The sequence below is a fragment of the Sphingobium sp. SG1 genome (assembly GCF_057063145.1).
Window position 1 is genome coordinate 1 of sequence record NZ_JBVVOJ010000035.1, and the last position, 14,175, is coordinate 14,175.

The window sequence follows — 14,175 nt, forward strand, 5'->3', positions numbered from 1 at the left end:
CGCCTTGTGGAGAGAGCTTTTGGCATTGGGCCCTCGGCGCTGACGGAGGCCATGGGCATGCTCAACCACCATTTCGCAGCAGCCGCCTGATCGGCGCAGAGCGACAGCCTACCTCTGACTGCCGCCAATCTTTGCAACAGAGCCAGCCCCAGCGGGATCGCGGTGTCGCTCCTGATCTCCACCTCCGCGATCTGCGCGTGCAGTCATCTGCTCTAAATTGGCCATGCGGATTCCTCGGAATCGAAGCGAACACGTCATTGTTCTGCTAACATGAAAAGGACAGCAACCCTAAGAAGTTGCCGCCGTTAACGGCGCTGAAAACGGAAGGGTGAGACAAGGGGATAGCTGGAGTCGAGTCGAAGTCATGTTTAATGATGATGTTGCTGGATGCCGGGTGCTGATCGTCGAGGACGATTATCTCCTGGCGACAGACCTTACCGGACTGTTGCGCCGGGCTGGAGCCGACATCATAGGCCCGGTCGGAAGCGTGCGCGATGCATTGGCAGCGTTTGAACAGTCGCCCGACGTCGCTCTGCTCGACGTGCAACTCGGCGAGGAAACTTCCTTTCCGATCGCCGACGAGCTGGCGCGGCGCGGTGTGCCCTTCGTCTTTGCGACCGGCACGCCTGCCATGATCCCGTTTCGGCATGGAGCCCGCACCGTCTGTGCGAAGCCGTTGGGCGATGCCGCCATTTTGAAGGCGCTCGCCGAAGCGCTCTCGCCGCGCGAGTCCTAGGGCTCCTTCCAACAGGATCGCCTCCCGGAGAGTCGCCGTGGCCGGTGGGGCCTGCCGGAGCCAACCGGCAATGGAGACGTTCCTTCCAAGGAAGGAGAGGATTGTGGGATTGTCTGACGCGCCCGCACGGGATCTCCGGAAGGCTGGGTAGGCGGCCATGCCGGAGGGAACCCGCCATGTGTTTACGGGTCGCATCCACAGCTCTGGCGGCGACGTGATCTTGCGGCTCAAGGACGACCGCGAGTGGCTGTTAACAGGTCCAGACCTAGCGCGCCTTGTCGATCAGAGGGTTGAGGTGGAGGGGGTCAGGGGCGAGGACAATATCCTTCACGTCACCCGCTGCACCTCCACGCCTCGGCTCGGCATTCGTTTCAGCGCGGGAGCAAGCGATGAAGCGGCGTCATGACCAACGATCCCCCTGACGACGGCGCCCTTGCGGCCTATGAAGCCCGGGCACACCATCATGCCGGCACGATCGCGTTGGCGGATGCGACCCTCGCCGGGCTGCGGGACCATCCTGCGCGTGCCGAACTGATGGCTCGCGCCCTGATGCTACGCGAGCAGGCGCAGCGGAACTTGCATGTCATGCAAGCGCTCGCCGCTGCATGGCACCGCGACAAGGCCGAGCGCCAGACGTGGTATGTCCGCTGGGAGCGGGAGATACGGGAACGCTATAGACGATTTCGGAACTAGATTGCGCAGCCGCCGAACGCTTCGATCACCTTTTCCGCATCGATCGGCTTTATGCACAAGGGGACAGCATCGAAACGAGCGGGAATAAAGCTCCTGTCGTAACCCGTGACGAATACGATGAACACCCCGCGCTCGATAAGCGCATCCGCCAGCGGAAATGCGTCTTCGCCATCAAGAGCAATGTCGATCACGGCGCCATCGATCCGTTCCGCCTCGATCAGAGCCAGCGCTTTGGCAAGCGACAGAACAGGGCCGATGATATCGGCACCGGCGTGGTTGAAGGCTCGCGCGAGATCGGTAGCGATCAGATACTCATCCTCAACGATCAGCACCTTCCGTCCGCGCAAGCGTCGGACCGATTCCTGCTCGGATATCCCGGTCGTCATAATCTATGTGAGTAACTGGGCCGGGGCGAAGAAGATAGCGTATTAAAACCCAAGCTCTGAGAGACGATCGCGCTCCCTTCGCGTTGTCGCCTTGGCTGAAAACAGAATATGAAAGGGAACGAATGGAGCGCCTGTTCCCGCGCGCTCTGCTGGCTTGCATTGGCGAAAGTCGAGTGCCGCGACCGCACGAGCTGATGGAGATGGCCGAAAAGGTCCGTCGCGAAGCCTTTCCTCATGAGCATGATTCCAGCGCCCGCCAAATGGCTTTCATCGTCGCGCACGTCGCCATGACCGGCACCTTGGATCGAGAGGATGCCTGCCGGTTGCGAGATTAACGGGTCGGAATGAACGCCGACGCGGGATATCCGATCCCCCTCCTTCGTTCCCGTTAAGGAAGGAGATTAGCATGGCAGACAATACGGCAACCGATGAAACCGATCGCCTGATCGCATCCAACAAGGTCGAGGGAACAGCGGTCTATGATCGCGACGGCAATAAGCTCGGGTCAGTTTACAACTTCATGGTCGATAAGCGCCAGGGCCGGGTCGAATATGCGGTCATGTCCTTTGGCGGCTTCTTGGGGATCGGCGAGGAATATACGCCGCTGCCCTGGGATCAGCTCACTTACGACCCCGATCAGGACGGTTATGTCGTCAGCCTGACCCGCGAGCAGCTTGAAGGTGGTCCCCGCTACCGCGCTGGCGCAGAGCCGACATGGAACCGCGACTATGGCCGCGAGGTCTATGGCTATTATGGGTCAAGCTATCCCTACTGACCGGCAGGGCGGCGGATCACGCCGCCCCGCCTCTATTCCCCCTCAACCTTTCGGTCCTGCATCTGCGCGACTTCGCGCAGGATCGCACCCCAGCAGCCGATTATAAGCCCTTCCTGGGCCGATGTTTCGGAAGTGGCCACCGCATAGAGGCCAAGCGCATTGGCGGTCTCATCAACGGGCGAGATGCCCTTGCGCGCCATAAGCGTGGCGAACACGGCGAGCGCCCCTCCGATCGCACGCACCAGCGCCGGGTCCAAAGCCAGTTCTGGCAATTCGATCTTATCGTGACACGGGCCGACAACACCCTCCGGCAGCTCGTCGCCTGGCTGCATCGGCGGCACGCGCGCGGCGATGTCATGGGCCCATTGCAGGTGCAGCGCCGCCTCGTCCTCACCAGCTTCGTCCAGCAGATTTAAAGCCTCTCTCATCAACAGAATCGCCCGGTTGCGCAGAGAGGCGGTATCTATCATGCGATCTGCTCGTGAAGCAGCGCGGTGGGAACCGCTTCGGCAACGGCCCCGGCATGACCGATCTCCACCGCGTTCTTGCCGGCCCGCTTGACCGCATACATGAGCTGATCGACCGCGTGCATCAATGAGGGCTCGTCGCGCGGTGCGTCCGGCGCGATCACCAGCGCGCCCATGCTGCACGTCACCGGATGGAGCGTTCCGGCCAGGACGAGGGACAAGCGCTCGTGGAGCGCGCGGGCGAAGCGCACCCCTTCCTCGGCCGAATGGACGGGGATCAGGAAGGCGAACTCGTCGCCTCCGATTCGGCCGAAATCATCCTCGCGCCGGATGATCTCACGCGCGCCCCGCGCGAAGGCGCGCAGCACCGCGTCACCAGCGACATGGCCGTGGCGGTTGTTGACGCCCTTGAAATCGTCAAGGTCGAGAATCGCGAGTAGCAGTGATTGGCGAGCAACGTCCGCGCTGTCGAGACGATGGATCGCGCGTTCGCGGAACATCTCCTTGTTAAGCGCCCCGGTCATGCGGTCACGCACGGCCAGGTGGTGTTCGCGCTCGAAGGACTGGCGGAAGCTCAGGACGATGGCGGCGACGAACAGATAGGTGGCGGCGCGCACCGCCATCCTGACGCCCAGGACCGCTATAGGCAGTCGGGACGGCTCGGCGAAATGCGGCACGACAACGAGGAAGGCGGCGACGAGCGCCACCAGGTAGCCGGAGCGGCCCAGCGCCCAGCAGGCGGCGCAGACGATTGGAATATAGAGCGGCGCGAGTCCGATCCCGCGAAAATGCGCATCCGCCACCGCCAGCGCCGCGACGGCGACAAGGACCGCAAACCAGGCGCGTTCTCTCGGCAATGAATGGAGATGATCGGCGATACGGCCGACCGGCAAATGGCTGTTCAAACGGGCGTCCTACTCGATAGCAAAGCTCCAATGCTGCGCGGGTGATCTGTCTCGGGCAGCCGACAGCGCGCTTCCTTTTTGGAAGCGCACAGCCCGGAAACCGGGCATTGCAAACCTGAGACACAGTTCAGGCGCGAACGCCTTTGGGCCAGGGCCTTGGACATACGCGTCCGCTGCCCGGTAGCCTAAGCTCGCCGGCTCTGTGTCTCGGGGAGGTTTGCACGCCTCCGCCCACGTCTCCGTGGGCGCGGCAGCTTTAGGATAAAAACCTTAAGAAATCCATCGGAAGGGCACCGCGCGGATCGGCAAGGCGAGAGGAGCGCACGGCAGACGCCGCTGACATCCAGCCCCGATTTGCGCTATAGGGCGGCCTATGGCCGATGAACGCTTCATGCTCGCATCTGGCGATGGCGATCTGCGCTTCTATGAGGAGCGTGCCCGTCAGGAACGGGCGGCAGCCGATGCTGCCAAAAGCCCTGAAGCAGCGTCCGCGCACCGCCTTCTGGCCCTCGAATATGAGGGGCACGTCCGCGAGCTGCGTGAGCGGAGCACCCTCCAGAATATCGAGCTGCCGGTAAGCACATCTCGCTTCTGATCGGGACGGGAAGTTTAAACGATCTCGTCCTGATCGCCGGCGACTGCCTTAGGCCGGTAAGGCACCCCGATTCGAGTTTCGGCGCTGCCTCGCCGACGCAGCGTGGTGGCGATATGGTGCTCGGCCGCCGCGCGATCGGCGAAGGCGTGATGCTGGGCCTGGCCGTGCGCGCCGATCCGACCCCAGCGGGTTTCGACGACGATCATGCCGAACAGGTCGAGGCTCGCGGTGATGCTATAGCGCCGACGAATGTTGCGGGCCGGATCGAGCGCCACCAGCTCGATCGGATCAGGGAGAGAAAGATTCGCGCCAGACATGGCGCGGAGCCTACAGAATAGCTCCTGCGAAGTCCGACGACTTTTCTGAATCCAGTAGCGGCGGATTGATTCACGAAGTCTATAGGGGTGCCGCTATAGGTTCCGTTCGCCATGCTTGATGATCCTGCCGCTCTCCATCTCGTCCCGATGCGCCAAAAGGGTTCGATCGTTTCCGTCTTGGCAGCCGCGACCATCAGTGCGCTCGCGACCGCCCCGCTTCATGCCCAAAAGTCTGGTATGTCGGTCGGGGTTCAGGCCAAGCCGGCACCCAATGTCTATACACCGCCTCCGCTGCCCTATCCTTATGTCGTAGCGGTCGTGCCGAGAGACGATCGCACATCCCGGCAGCGCTGTTGGGATGACGAAGCGGCGAGGATCGGGGGCACCCTCAGCGATCTCGACCGGCGGACCATCGATTTGAAGTGCAGCCAGCGCTGACGGCCGCGTGCGCGCAAATCAGCGATTCAGCCGATCGTCACGCCTCGCCAGTCCCGCTTCTTTCTCGGCCGAATAGGCCGATCGGCCACCGGCGCGGGCTTGTCTTGGCCGGTCCTGTCGGCCAGCAGCGGCGTCGATCGGTCCTCGATGAGCGCGCGCAGCCGAGCCCGCCCGCGTGCGACGCGACTCTTGACCGTCCCTGGGGCAACACCGAGTCGCATTGCCGCCTCTTCGATCGACACACCCTGGCTCGCCAGCAGCACGGCCTCGCGCTGATCGGGCGGGAGTTCGCTCAGCGCCCAATCCGTATCGCGCAGCCAAATGGCGAGACTCTGGGTCTCGTCCACCCCCAGCATCCGGTCGCGCGCTTCATCGGGCAGGTCCGCATGGAAACGGGCGCGGCGAAGGCCAGTGAGGAAGCTATTCTTCATCACGGTTCGCGTCCAGGCGATCAGGCTGGTTCCGGCCGCAAAGCTGGCGCGCGCGGTCCAGCATCGCAGCATGGTATCCTGCAGGAGGTCGTCGGCGTCCGCACCGCCCCCGGTCAGCCGCCGGGCATAGGCGCTGAGCGCAGCCGTCTGCTCGATCAGTGCCGCCCCGAAATGATCGTCGGCTATGGCAATCGGGGAAACGCGGGCGGGCACATCGGGCGGCATCTCATTCTCCGGACAGGCTTTTCCTGCCCTCAGGTGATATAGGGTGCGCAAGCCGGGAATGTTGCGGGTTCAGCCCATTCGCGGCCCGCTTGGTCCCCTGCCGTTCGATCGAGGCAGCATCCGTGCTATAGCCCCCGAAACAGAATCGGAGAGTGAATGGTGGAGCGCCTGTTCCCGCGCGCCCTGATCGCGTGCATCCGCGATGCTCGGCCGCCGACGCCGAAGGAACTTGCATCGATGGCCGAGAAAATCTGGCGCGAGGCTTTCCCGGGGTGTCCATTTCGACGCGAGCGCGCGATGAACATCGCCCGCGCCGCCCTCACGGGCGAAGCCCCGACCTGCGCCGCACCGCCGGCGGCGTCCTGTGAACCATCATCGATCGGAAGGCGGAGCGCTGCGATCGGCCAACTGCGCCTTTCAGCGCCAAGGCAGCGGATCGCCCTTTCGTCCTTATGATTGTCGAATTGCCAGCTTCTCGGGACATGATGCGCCGGCACGGCGCCAGAATCCCGTGGATGCCAATCTTGGCGGAAACCCTTCCGGGCTCCGTCGTTCTCGTTGAACGAAAGGAGACTGCAAAATGGCAGACACCAACATAGCGACCGATGAAACCGATCGGCTGATCGCGTCCAACAAGGTCGAGGGTACCGCCGTCTATAACCGCAACGGCGACAAGCTCGGCTCCGTCTACAATTTCATGGTCGATAAGCGCTCCGGCCGGGCGGAATATGCCGTCATGTCGTTCGGCGGCTTTCTTGGCATCGGCGACGAATACCATCCGCTGCCCTGGGACCAGCTCACCTATGACACCGACAAGGGCGGCTATGTCGTCAATCTGACGAAGGAGCAGCTCGAAGGCGGGCCCAGCTACCGGGCCGGCCAAGAGCCCGCGTTCGATCGAGCCTATGGCCAGGAGGTCTATGGCTATTATGGATCGAGCTACAATTACTGACATGAAGGAGGGCCGGACCAAGGCAGCGATCCGGCCCCTCCTGGAGCCATGATCGAACGCGTCGCTCGCTTCCTGTATCACGTCGTCGCGGAGTGCGGCGCTACTCCGAGAAGCGAAATCGAGATGCTGCGGGCAGCCTATGCGCTGGTTAAGGTTATGCGGACGCCCAGCGAAACGATGCAGCAGGCCGGAGCGGCCTTTTTCGCCGAGGATGCGCCAGAGGACAACATCAAGGCCTCCGCGATCGTGTTCACGGCCATGATGGAAGCCGAGCTGGATTGCTGGCCGGGCTGGATGGACGAGGGCGAAGAGTCTCGACCCTGATACCGGCGCTGGCCGGACGGCCGAACTCCAAGCTATTCCCCTGCCTTCACCTCGATCGTGCAGCGCACCGGCTTCTTCGCCCTGGTGGCGGACCTGCGGCACGCGTCGATCGGTTCACGGTTGTCGCCGGCGAGCTTCACCGCCGCGACGACTCCCGCCCATGTGTCGGGGCTGTCGGTCATCATCAAATGCCGCCCCGCATCCCACATCGTCGATGCGGCAAGCGTCCGCGTCGCCATGCGCTCGGGCCAATGCCAGCTTGTCGGCATGCTGCGCGCGACGAAGCCGGCGAGCGCCGCCCATATCAGCATCCCCAGCACCAGGCCGCCGCCGCCGAACAGATAGAGCCAGCGGTTCTGCTCGTCGCCGCGCCGCGCCGATCGCACGATACCATGCAGCTCGTTCACCGCGCCGTCGAGCGCCGTTTTCGATGCCTGGGTGTGGCTGCGCAACGTGTTCACCGACTCCATCACCGAAGCGTTTAAACGGCTCCCCATATTCTCCGGGGTGAGCGTCATCGCCGGCTTCTTGGCGAGGCCGTCGATCTGGTGGACCAGCGCCACCAATATCTTCTCGGTGCGCTCAAGTGTCGGCTCGTAATCGGGAATCTCGATCGACTCGCGCGCGGCGGTCAGCCCCTCGATCGCGCTGCGCAGCAACGACACTTCGCCGCGCAGCCGCTCGAACGCCGCTGCCGGGTCATCACCGCCCTGCCGGTCCTCCCGATAATCATCCTCGTTCATCCGTCTCTCCTAGCGGCTCAACCCACGATCGCGGCTGATCCCGAGCTGCTGCGCCAGCTCGGCACTGACCGACCGGCCCCGGTTCATGCCCATCTCAAGCCCCAGCTCGCGCTCACGGCCGCGCAGGATCGATTCCACCTGGGGATCGCGCTCAAGGCTCTTGGCGAGGCCCTGCATCGCTTTGCCGGCCTTCTCCGAGCCCTCACGGTCGCCGGCGCGCGCCAGCTCGCCCCGCTGGCGCTGGAGTCCCTGCCAGCGTTCCACGAACCGGTCGGCGCGCAAGGCGGGATCGGCGCGCACGCGGGCTTCCTCACGCATGGCGTCGAGCATCGGCCCGCTGCGTCCCGCCGCCGCGTCGCGGACCAGGCCGGGATCGCGCTCGGTCGCCGCGATCATGTCTCGAGACGCGCCGGGGCGAATATGCTCGAGCGCGCCTTTCGCGTGCTCAAGGGCGACCTTCTGATGCTCAAGGATGGGTGCGCCCTTCTCCTGCGCCTGGGCGATGGTCTGCGCCGACCGCGCCACCCGTTCGACCGCCTGGGCATAGGCGCGATCCTGGCCGCGTTCGGCGGCCTTCGCCGGTGCCGGCCTCGCCGGCTCGGCCGACAGCTTCAACCCGTCGAATATGCCGCGTTTGGGACTACCGCCTTGGCTGCGCTCGGCCGCCGGCATTGAACGGTCCGATGCGGGCCGGAAGCCGTCGAACATGCCTCGCCGCCGCGGCCCCTCGCCTGCGGCCTTCCCTTCGCCGCGGCCGATCTCTCGTGAATCCTTGGCAGCATGGCGCGCCGATCCACGCTCGGCCGCCAGCCTTTCGATCCCGGCCTTCTCGGGCGCACCCGGCAAGCGGATCTCGCCCGACAATCCGCGCCGATCGGCGAAAGCACGAATCCCGGCGTCGGGATCGCGGCCATAATCCGACGCCATATCCTTCGTCCGCTCGCGGCTGAGCGTGCGGGTGAGCTGGCCCTGATCGAAGTCGTCGCGGCCATAATGGAGCTGCACCCCGTCGCGATGTCGCGACAGCGCCACATAGGCCGAATGGCGGTCCATGCCGGGGGTGGCGAGGACGTGCGCCCGATCGACCGTCACGCCCTGCGATTTGTGGATGGTCGCGGCATAGCCATGATCGACATGGGCATAGTCCTTCAAGCCGAACGCGACCGATCGGCCATCGTCCAGCTTCACCGCCATGCTGTCGGCCGATACGCGCTCGACCTTCCCCAGCGTGCCGTTCTTCACCCCTAGCCCGCGCTCGTTCTTGAGGAACATGATGCGGTCGCCCGTCGCGAACTCGCGCGCGCCCCGCTCGGCCGACACGCGCACATCGTCCCCCAACTCGCCGGCGTCGCGCAGCCGGTCGCGGGCGGCCAGGTTCAAATCCCGAACCTCGGCATTGGTGTGGGTGAGGATGATCCGGGTCTGGTCCGGGGCGGCGAGCCGCTGCGCGTCCCATGTCTCCACCAGCTCCGCACGCGCGAGCTCGCGCGTCTCGGCCGCCCGCACCATACCGTGCTGCTCGTAAGACTGGATCGCCTCGCCGGTTCGGCCCGTCGCGAGCGCCCGGGTTGCGTCGCGCTGCCAGTCCTCGCGCTGCCGGCGTACCTCGCTGATCTCGGCCGCGCCGTGCCGCTCGGCGAGCGCGCGGAACGCAGCGCCCGCCTCGATCGCCTGCAACTGCTCGGGATCGCCGACAAGCACCACCTTGGCGCCGGCGTCCTGCGCGGCCGACAGCACGCGCTCCATCTGGCGCGTGCCGATCATGCCGGCCTCGTCGATCACCAGCACGTCGCGGTTGGTCAGCAGCTCGCGCCCCTGCCCCCACTGATATTCGAGGCTCGCGATCGTCCGCGACGCGATACCCGAACCGCCTTCCAGATTTTCCGCCGCGATCCCCGACAGCGCCGCGCCGCGCACCGCGTAGCCGGCGCGTTCCCACTCGTCGCGCGCGACTCCCAGCATGGCCGATTTGCCGGTGCCGGCATAGCCGACGATGATGGCAAGATCGCCAGACGAGCCTATATGCTCCAGCGCGGTCTGCTGCTGTGCCCCCAGCACCAGGCCCTCCCCACTCCCGGCAGCGTCCAGCCCCCTTGCAAGCGACGCTGCCGGGAGACCATGCCCCGCCCGCTCCGCGAGCCTGTCCGCTGCTTGGCTTAGCCGCTGCTCGACCGCGATCATGTCGCGCGACGTGAACCGCTCCTGCCCTTTCCCGTCCTTCCCCAGCGCCACCAGCTCGGGCGAGGCGCGCACCGCGCTCATGGCTTGGTCGAACTGCTCCTTGCCGTCGCTGTGGCGGTGGACGAACATCGCCAAGTCGCGCGTGGTGAACGTCGCCTGCTGGCGCGTGATCGCGTCGAGCGCGATCGTCGGCTCGGCGATGATCTTCTCGCCATTCTCGCGCGCGATGCGGACATGATCCTCGGCCCGCTCGGCATACTCGCCCCGATCGAGCCGGCGCGATCCGGCCGGCCCGATCTTGTGCTGAGGCTCAAGATCGATCCCCTGCGCCTCCAACGTCCGATGGTCGATCCGCGCGTCTATATCCAGTTCGGCAAGCCGCTCGTTGACATGGTTCGCCCACGCTTCACGCCACCCCTTCAACAACTCCGTGTTGTTCCACTCGCGCGCCTTCTGGCCGAACCCCTCCGGCCCAACTTCGCGCATCGACAACATGACATGCGCGTGCGGCTTGGGCTCGCCATCCTTGCCCATGTCCCAATGCACATTCAGGTCCGCGACCATCCCGCGCTCGACAAACTCCTTTTCGACAAAATCCCGCGCGAGCTGGACGCCCTGCTGCTGATCCATTTCGCGCGGGATCGAGAACTCGACCTCGCGGGCGAGCTGTGCGTCCTTGCGCTTCTCCCCTGCCTCCACCTCATTCCAGAGCACGGTGCGATCGTTTAAACGCTCCGGTGCGCCCTTCGGCAATATCACCTCGGAGTGGATCACGCCCGCCTTGTTGCTGAAGTCGTGGTTCCGCCCAAGCCGCTCGTCGTGCAGCTCCGATGCCGAACGATAGGCCGCGCTCGCCACCGCGCTCGCACCGGTCTGGCGGCTGATGACCTTCGCGGAAAAATGATAGATCGCCATGCCGGTCTGCACGCTACTCTCTCAAGCGCACGTCGGCAACGACGTATAAGCGCGCACTCACACTCTCTGCCGTTCGCTTGATTGACTTGGCCGCATTTTCCGTTGGTTCCGGTTTCCTCGCGCGCAGTCTGTGCTACCATCGGGGCTATCGCGATGGGCTTTTCAGGAGAGGATATGCGCAAGGTTCGGGACTATGACGCGGAACTGAAAGCCCTGAACGACAAGGCCAAGGCGCTCAAGGCTCGCAAGGTCCAGCAGCTCGGCGAGCTCGTCACCTCCACCGGGGCCGACGCGCTCAATCTCCACGTGCTGGCGGGTGCGCTGCTCGCCGCCGTAGAATCCGCCAGCGCGGAAGAAAAGGAGGCGTGGCGGGCGAAAGGCGCGGCCTTCTTTCAGCGACGCGGGCGCCAGGCTACGCTCCGCCCTCGCTATGACGGAGAAGACGGAAAGGAGACTGGCGCAGGCGGTTCGCAGGGCTGAGGCCGGACAGCGCCGCACCGATACGAGAGGCTGGGTCGTGCAACGGAGAGAACGCACCCGTCATCTAATCGAGCTGGGTGGCCTCGTCCAGAAGGCCGGTCTGGTCGAGCTGGCCGACGATGATCGCGCCACCCTCTACGGCGCAATGCTCGATCTCGCCGCGCGCGCCCAAAGCGACGACGCCGGCAACGTGCTGGCGCTCTGGAAGCGTCGCGGCAAGCGCGCGTTCGACGCGGAAGCGGACGCCAAGGATGAGATGAAGGAGGCAGGCGCATGACAACAACCGATGTTGGCGAGTGGCTGATGCGGGGCCATGCCATAGCGACGATCGTGTTCAACGATCCCGTATGGGCCGAACAGGAATATGAAATGCAGCGCGGGGAGCGAGCGCGCGGTGACTATGATCCGCCCCTCCCCGACCATTTCGTTGACGCCCTGCGAGATCGTCAGAGGCGTTTAAACGCCCTCCATAATCGAATGGCGGCCGAAGGCCGTGAGAGCTTGCCTGACGGCGGCAATCCGCAAGGATGGGCCGAAGTCGATGGTAATATGCTGATCGCCGGCCGCTATGCCGATCGTCGCGGCATCCGCTGGGTGCCGGCGTCGCTCATGGCGGAGTTTCAGGTGCTCGCCGAGACACCGCTGCCCTGCTCGGCCGACGCGATCGGAGCGCGCTATGTCTGAGCCATCACGCCTCTCCTGGCAGCTCCTGATGGTCGGCCCCGGCATCGATCGGATCACGCCCGATATTCAGAACAAGCTCGCCTCTCTGCTCGATCTGCTGCCCGCCACCGCGCGCATCACGGTCCAGACCGACGCCGGCGCGGTCGAGGTGTCGCGCGACTGGCCCAGCCACCGCATGGAAACGGTCGATAGCCTGGTGGACACTATCGCCGCCGCGCCGGGTATCGTGCGGCTCGATCTGCCGCAGAACCACTGATCCCGTGCGGATCGTTCGCGCGTTCGGGAACATGATCCGGGCCGGGCTGCGCAACCCGCTGTGGGCGATCATCTCGCTTACCCTGGCTCCTTTCCGGGCGATCAAATATCTGATCCTCGTCGGGATGCTGGCGATCGGCGTGTGGATCGTGTTCGGCCTGCCTGCCGAGCTGATCTTGAAGCACTACGGCTACACCAGCCATGACTGGCTCTATCGCGGCATCTTCTACGTCATCATCGCTGCGGCGGGCTTCGTCCTGATCGGACTGCTGGTCGCGCCGCTGCTCACCCGCTTCGGGCAGGATGATGGCGACGCCACGCACGGCTCCGCCCGCCTCGCCACCCCGGCCGAAACCCGCCCGCTGATCCGAAACGACGGCCTGCTGATCGGCCGCGACATGAAAAGCGGCCGCCTGCTACGCTATTCCGGCCCTGCCCATCTGCTGACGATCGCGCCGACGCGCACCGGCAAGGGCGTCGGCACGATCATCCCCAACCTGCTCGATTATCCGGGGCCGGTCGTCTGCATCGACCCCAAGGGCGAGAACGCCCGCGTCACCGCCCGCCAGCGCCGGCGATTCGGCCCGGTCCACGTCCTCGATCCGTTTGGTGTCACCGGCCTGGCCGGGTCCGCGTTCAATCCGCTCGAACGCATCGACCCGCACGGGCTCGATACCGCCGACGATTGCATGACGCTCGCCGACGCGCTGGTGTTCGATCCCCCCGGCGAAGGGGGCGATGCCCATTGGAACGAGGAAGCCAAGGCGCTCATCAATGGCCTGCTGCTCCATACGGTCGCGACGGAGCCGCCCGTGACCCGCTCACTCGCCACGATCCGCGAAAGCCTCACGCTGGCCCCTGCCGCCTTCGCCGATCTGCTCGCCACCATGCAGGCGCATGGCGGCCTCGTCGCGCGCGCCGCCAACCGTCACCTCGGCAAGTCCGATCGTGAAGCCGCCGGCGTGCTCTCGGCCGCGCAGCGCCATACCCATTTCCTCGATTCACCGCGCATGACGGCCGTGCTCGGCGCGTCCGACTTCGCGTTCGCCGATCTCAAGCAAGCGCCTGTCACGGTCTATCTCGTGCTACCGCCCGATCGGCTCGCCTCCTATGCCCGCTGGCTGCGCCTGATGGTAGCGCAAGCCCTGACGGACCTCGCCCGCGCACCGGGCAAGCCTCCCTCCCCGGTCCTGTTCCTGCTGGATGAGTTCGCCGCGCTCGGCCGCCTCGATCCGGTCGAGCGCGCGATGGGGCTGATGGCGGGCTACGGCATTCAGCTCTGGCCGATCCTGCAGGACGTTCACCAGCTCCGCTCCACCTATGAGCGCCGCGCCGGCACCTTCCTGTCCAACGCCGGCGTGCTCCAGGTGTTCGGGGTCAACGATCACGACAGCGCCAGGCTCGTCTCCGATCTGCTCGGGCAAGGTACGGTCGTATTCCAGACCATGAGCCGCGCCCTCGATGCCGACGAAAGCGGCCTATCCCTTTCGCAGCACCACACCGGCCGGCCGCTGCTCACCCCCGACGAGGTTCGCACCATGCACCCCGATCGCGAGCTGCTGTTCCTCGCCGGCCAGCGGCCGATCATCGCCCAAAAGGCCCAGTCGGCCCGAAGCTGCGATTTTGGTCATCTTGGAGAACACGTCGGGAACGGGCTGGTTGTTGTTGACGAT

The 14,175-nt window shown here is 65.2% G+C and carries 22 protein-coding genes and 1 pseudogene; 16 read left to right on the forward strand and 7 right to left on the reverse strand.

Features of this window, described 5'->3' with window-relative positions:
* The 4 genes and pseudogenes from AC0KVN_RS26505 to AC0KVN_RS26520 form a co-directional block, all read left to right on the forward strand.
* Positions 1-90: pseudogene (locus tag AC0KVN_RS26505) on the forward strand (IS6 family transposase); the annotation flags it as partial.
* Between the two features lie 274 nt (positions 91-364).
* Positions 365-736 (forward strand): response regulator, encoded by a 372-nt coding sequence (locus AC0KVN_RS26510; protein WP_483656654.1) that lies wholly within the window; start codon positions 365-367, stop codon positions 734-736.
* Positions 737-893: 157 nt separating this feature from the next.
* On the forward strand, positions 894-1,142 hold the full coding sequence (locus AC0KVN_RS26515) for a DUF5818 domain-containing protein (protein ID WP_483656655.1): 249 nt from the start codon (positions 894-896) through the stop codon (positions 1,140-1,142).
* On the forward strand, positions 1,139-1,429 hold the full coding sequence (locus tag AC0KVN_RS26520; protein WP_483656656.1) for a hypothetical protein: 291 nt from the start codon (positions 1,139-1,141) through the stop codon (positions 1,427-1,429). Before AC0KVN_RS26515 ends, AC0KVN_RS26520 begins: the two co-directional genes overlap by 4 nt.
* On the opposite strand, the gene AC0KVN_RS26525 is transcribed toward AC0KVN_RS26520, so the two are convergent.
* The gene (locus tag AC0KVN_RS26525; RefSeq protein ID WP_483656657.1) at positions 1,426-1,815 is read right to left on the reverse strand and encodes a response regulator; all 390 of its coding nucleotides are present in this window, start codon (positions 1,813-1,815) and stop codon (positions 1,426-1,428) included. The two genes, AC0KVN_RS26520 and AC0KVN_RS26525, sit on opposite strands and share 4 nt — an antisense overlap.
* A 122-nt stretch (positions 1,816-1,937) precedes the next feature.
* On the opposite strand from AC0KVN_RS26525, the gene AC0KVN_RS26530 reads away from it, so the two are divergent.
* Positions 1,938-2,150 carry a hypothetical protein gene (locus tag AC0KVN_RS26530; protein ID WP_483656658.1) on the forward strand — a complete coding sequence of 71 codons (213 nt, stop codon included), beginning with the start codon at positions 1,938-1,940 and terminating at the stop codon, positions 2,148-2,150.
* A gap of 71 nt (positions 2,151-2,221) precedes the next feature.
* Positions 2,222-2,590, forward strand: coding sequence for a PRC-barrel domain-containing protein (locus tag AC0KVN_RS26535; protein ID WP_483656659.1), 369 nt, complete (start codon positions 2,222-2,224; stop codon positions 2,588-2,590).
* Between the two features lie 32 nt (positions 2,591-2,622).
* Here AC0KVN_RS26535 and AC0KVN_RS26540 read toward each other — a convergent pair whose 3' ends face one another.
* Both AC0KVN_RS26540 and AC0KVN_RS26545 read right to left on the reverse strand, forming a co-directional pair.
* On the reverse strand, positions 2,623-3,060 hold the full coding sequence (locus AC0KVN_RS26540) for a hypothetical protein (RefSeq protein WP_483656660.1): 438 nt from the start codon (positions 3,058-3,060) through the stop codon (positions 2,623-2,625).
* Complete coding sequence (locus AC0KVN_RS26545) at positions 3,057-3,962, reverse strand: GGDEF domain-containing protein (protein WP_483656661.1); 906 nt, start codon at positions 3,960-3,962, stop codon at positions 3,057-3,059. Before AC0KVN_RS26545 ends, AC0KVN_RS26540 begins: the two co-directional genes overlap by 4 nt.
* Before the next feature lie 373 nt (positions 3,963-4,335).
* On the opposite strand from AC0KVN_RS26545, the gene AC0KVN_RS26550 reads away from it, so the two are divergent.
* Complete coding sequence (locus AC0KVN_RS26550; protein WP_483656662.1) at positions 4,336-4,557, forward strand: hypothetical protein; 222 nt, start codon at positions 4,336-4,338, stop codon at positions 4,555-4,557.
* A gap of 14 nt (positions 4,558-4,571) precedes the next feature.
* Here the strand turns inward: AC0KVN_RS26550 and AC0KVN_RS26555 are convergent, their stop codons facing one another.
* Positions 4,572-4,874, reverse strand: coding sequence for a WGR domain-containing protein (locus AC0KVN_RS26555; protein WP_483656663.1), 303 nt, complete (start codon positions 4,872-4,874; stop codon positions 4,572-4,574).
* A 111-nt stretch (positions 4,875-4,985) separates the two neighbouring features.
* Here AC0KVN_RS26555 and AC0KVN_RS26560 point away from each other — a divergent pair, with 111 nt between their 5' ends.
* Positions 4,986-5,312, forward strand: coding sequence for a hypothetical protein (locus AC0KVN_RS26560; protein WP_483656664.1), 327 nt, complete (start codon positions 4,986-4,988; stop codon positions 5,310-5,312).
* A 26-nt stretch (positions 5,313-5,338) separates the two neighbouring features.
* On the opposite strand, the gene AC0KVN_RS26565 is transcribed toward AC0KVN_RS26560, so the two are convergent.
* Positions 5,339-5,968 (reverse strand): RNA polymerase sigma factor, encoded by a 630-nt coding sequence (locus AC0KVN_RS26565; protein WP_483656665.1) that lies wholly within the window; start codon positions 5,966-5,968, stop codon positions 5,339-5,341.
* A 156-nt stretch (positions 5,969-6,124) separates the two neighbouring features.
* Between AC0KVN_RS26565 and AC0KVN_RS26570 the strand changes: the two genes are divergently transcribed.
* The 3 genes from AC0KVN_RS26570 (at position 6,125) to AC0KVN_RS26580 (ending at position 7,244) form a co-directional block, all read left to right on the forward strand.
* A complete protein-coding gene (locus AC0KVN_RS26570) occupies positions 6,125-6,424 on the forward strand; it encodes a hypothetical protein (protein WP_483656666.1) in 300 nt (99 codons plus the stop codon).
* A gap of 124 nt (positions 6,425-6,548) precedes the next feature.
* Complete coding sequence (locus AC0KVN_RS26575) at positions 6,549-6,920, forward strand: PRC-barrel domain-containing protein (protein ID WP_483656667.1); 372 nt, start codon at positions 6,549-6,551, stop codon at positions 6,918-6,920.
* A 48-nt stretch (positions 6,921-6,968) separates the two neighbouring features.
* Complete coding sequence (locus AC0KVN_RS26580; protein ID WP_483656668.1) at positions 6,969-7,244, forward strand: hypothetical protein; 276 nt, start codon at positions 6,969-6,971, stop codon at positions 7,242-7,244.
* 32 nt (positions 7,245-7,276) lie between these two features.
* On the opposite strand, the gene AC0KVN_RS26585 is transcribed toward AC0KVN_RS26580, so the two are convergent.
* Both AC0KVN_RS26585 and traA read right to left on the reverse strand, forming a co-directional pair.
* On the reverse strand, positions 7,277-7,987 hold the full coding sequence (locus tag AC0KVN_RS26585) for a DUF6118 family protein (RefSeq protein ID WP_483656669.1): 711 nt from the start codon (positions 7,985-7,987) through the stop codon (positions 7,277-7,279).
* Positions 7,988-7,996: 9 nt separating this feature from the next.
* A complete protein-coding gene (gene traA, locus AC0KVN_RS26590; protein ID WP_483656675.1) occupies positions 7,997-11,083 on the reverse strand; it encodes a Ti-type conjugative transfer relaxase TraA in 3,087 nt (1,028 codons plus the stop codon).
* A 174-nt stretch (positions 11,084-11,257) separates the two neighbouring features.
* On the opposite strand from traA, the gene AC0KVN_RS26595 reads away from it, so the two are divergent.
* The 5 genes from AC0KVN_RS26595 to AC0KVN_RS26615 form a co-directional block, all read left to right on the forward strand.
* Positions 11,258-11,563, forward strand: a complete 306-nt coding sequence (locus tag AC0KVN_RS26595) for a conjugal transfer protein TraD (protein ID WP_483656670.1) — start codon at positions 11,258-11,260, stop codon at positions 11,561-11,563.
* A 37-nt stretch (positions 11,564-11,600) separates the two neighbouring features.
* Positions 11,601-11,840 carry a conjugal transfer protein TraD gene (locus AC0KVN_RS26600; protein WP_483656671.1) on the forward strand — a complete coding sequence of 80 codons (240 nt, stop codon included), beginning with the start codon at positions 11,601-11,603 and terminating at the stop codon, positions 11,838-11,840.
* Positions 11,837-12,247: a hypothetical protein gene (locus AC0KVN_RS26605; RefSeq protein WP_483656672.1), complete on the forward strand. Its 411-nt coding sequence runs from the start codon at positions 11,837-11,839 to the stop codon at positions 12,245-12,247. Before AC0KVN_RS26600 ends, AC0KVN_RS26605 begins: the two co-directional genes overlap by 4 nt.
* On the forward strand, positions 12,240-12,503 hold the full coding sequence (locus tag AC0KVN_RS26610; RefSeq protein ID WP_483656673.1) for a hypothetical protein: 264 nt from the start codon (positions 12,240-12,242) through the stop codon (positions 12,501-12,503). The genes AC0KVN_RS26605 and AC0KVN_RS26610 overlap by 8 nt, the downstream gene beginning before the upstream one ends.
* Positions 12,504-12,534: 31 nt before the next feature.
* Positions 12,535-14,175, forward strand: a 1,641-nt coding sequence (locus AC0KVN_RS26615; protein WP_483656674.1) for a type IV secretory system conjugative DNA transfer family protein, incomplete at its 3' end; no start/stop codon positions are given.

Excerpts from the sequence above, each read along its gene's own strand:
- AC0KVN_RS26520 (WP_483656656.1), top strand. The coding sequence starts at position 1,139 with ATGACCAACGATCCCCCTGACGACGGCGCCCTTGCGGCCTATGAAGCC.
- AC0KVN_RS26515 (WP_483656655.1), top strand. The coding sequence starts at position 894 with ATGCCGGAGGGAACCCGCCATGTGTTTACGGGTCGCATCCACAGCTCT.
- AC0KVN_RS26555 (WP_483656663.1), bottom strand. The coding sequence starts at position 4,874 with ATGTCTGGCGCGAATCTTTCTCTCCCTGATCCGATCGAGCTGGTGGCG.
- AC0KVN_RS26565 (WP_483656665.1), bottom strand. The coding sequence starts at position 5,968 with ATGCCGCCCGATGTGCCCGCCCGCGTTTCCCCGATTGCCATAGCCGAC.
- AC0KVN_RS26525 (WP_483656657.1), bottom strand. The coding sequence starts at position 1,815 with ATGACGACCGGGATATCCGAGCAGGAATCGGTCCGACGCTTGCGCGGA.
- AC0KVN_RS26570 (WP_483656666.1), top strand. The coding sequence starts at position 6,125 with ATGGTGGAGCGCCTGTTCCCGCGCGCCCTGATCGCGTGCATCCGCGAT.
- traA (WP_483656675.1), bottom strand. The coding sequence starts at position 11,083 with ATGGCGATCTATCATTTTTCCGCGAAGGTCATCAGCCGCCAGACCGGT.
- AC0KVN_RS26540 (WP_483656660.1), bottom strand. The coding sequence starts at position 3,060 with ATGATAGATACCGCCTCTCTGCGCAACCGGGCGATTCTGTTGATGAGA.
- AC0KVN_RS26610 (WP_483656673.1), top strand. The coding sequence starts at position 12,240 with ATGTCTGAGCCATCACGCCTCTCCTGGCAGCTCCTGATGGTCGGCCCC.
- AC0KVN_RS26595 (WP_483656670.1), top strand. The coding sequence starts at position 11,258 with ATGCGCAAGGTTCGGGACTATGACGCGGAACTGAAAGCCCTGAACGAC.
- AC0KVN_RS26535 (WP_483656659.1), top strand. The coding sequence starts at position 2,222 with ATGGCAGACAATACGGCAACCGATGAAACCGATCGCCTGATCGCATCC.
- AC0KVN_RS26560 (WP_483656664.1), top strand. The coding sequence starts at position 4,986 with ATGCTTGATGATCCTGCCGCTCTCCATCTCGTCCCGATGCGCCAAAAG.
- AC0KVN_RS26605 (WP_483656672.1), top strand. The coding sequence starts at position 11,837 with ATGACAACAACCGATGTTGGCGAGTGGCTGATGCGGGGCCATGCCATA.
- AC0KVN_RS26585 (WP_483656669.1), bottom strand. The coding sequence starts at position 7,987 with ATGAACGAGGATGATTATCGGGAGGACCGGCAGGGCGGTGATGACCCG.
- AC0KVN_RS26550 (WP_483656662.1), top strand. The coding sequence starts at position 4,336 with ATGGCCGATGAACGCTTCATGCTCGCATCTGGCGATGGCGATCTGCGC.
- AC0KVN_RS26575 (WP_483656667.1), top strand. The coding sequence starts at position 6,549 with ATGGCAGACACCAACATAGCGACCGATGAAACCGATCGGCTGATCGCG.
- AC0KVN_RS26580 (WP_483656668.1), top strand. The coding sequence starts at position 6,969 with ATGATCGAACGCGTCGCTCGCTTCCTGTATCACGTCGTCGCGGAGTGC.
- AC0KVN_RS26510 (WP_483656654.1), top strand. The coding sequence starts at position 365 with ATGTTTAATGATGATGTTGCTGGATGCCGGGTGCTGATCGTCGAGGAC.
- AC0KVN_RS26530 (WP_483656658.1), top strand. The coding sequence starts at position 1,938 with ATGGAGCGCCTGTTCCCGCGCGCTCTGCTGGCTTGCATTGGCGAAAGT.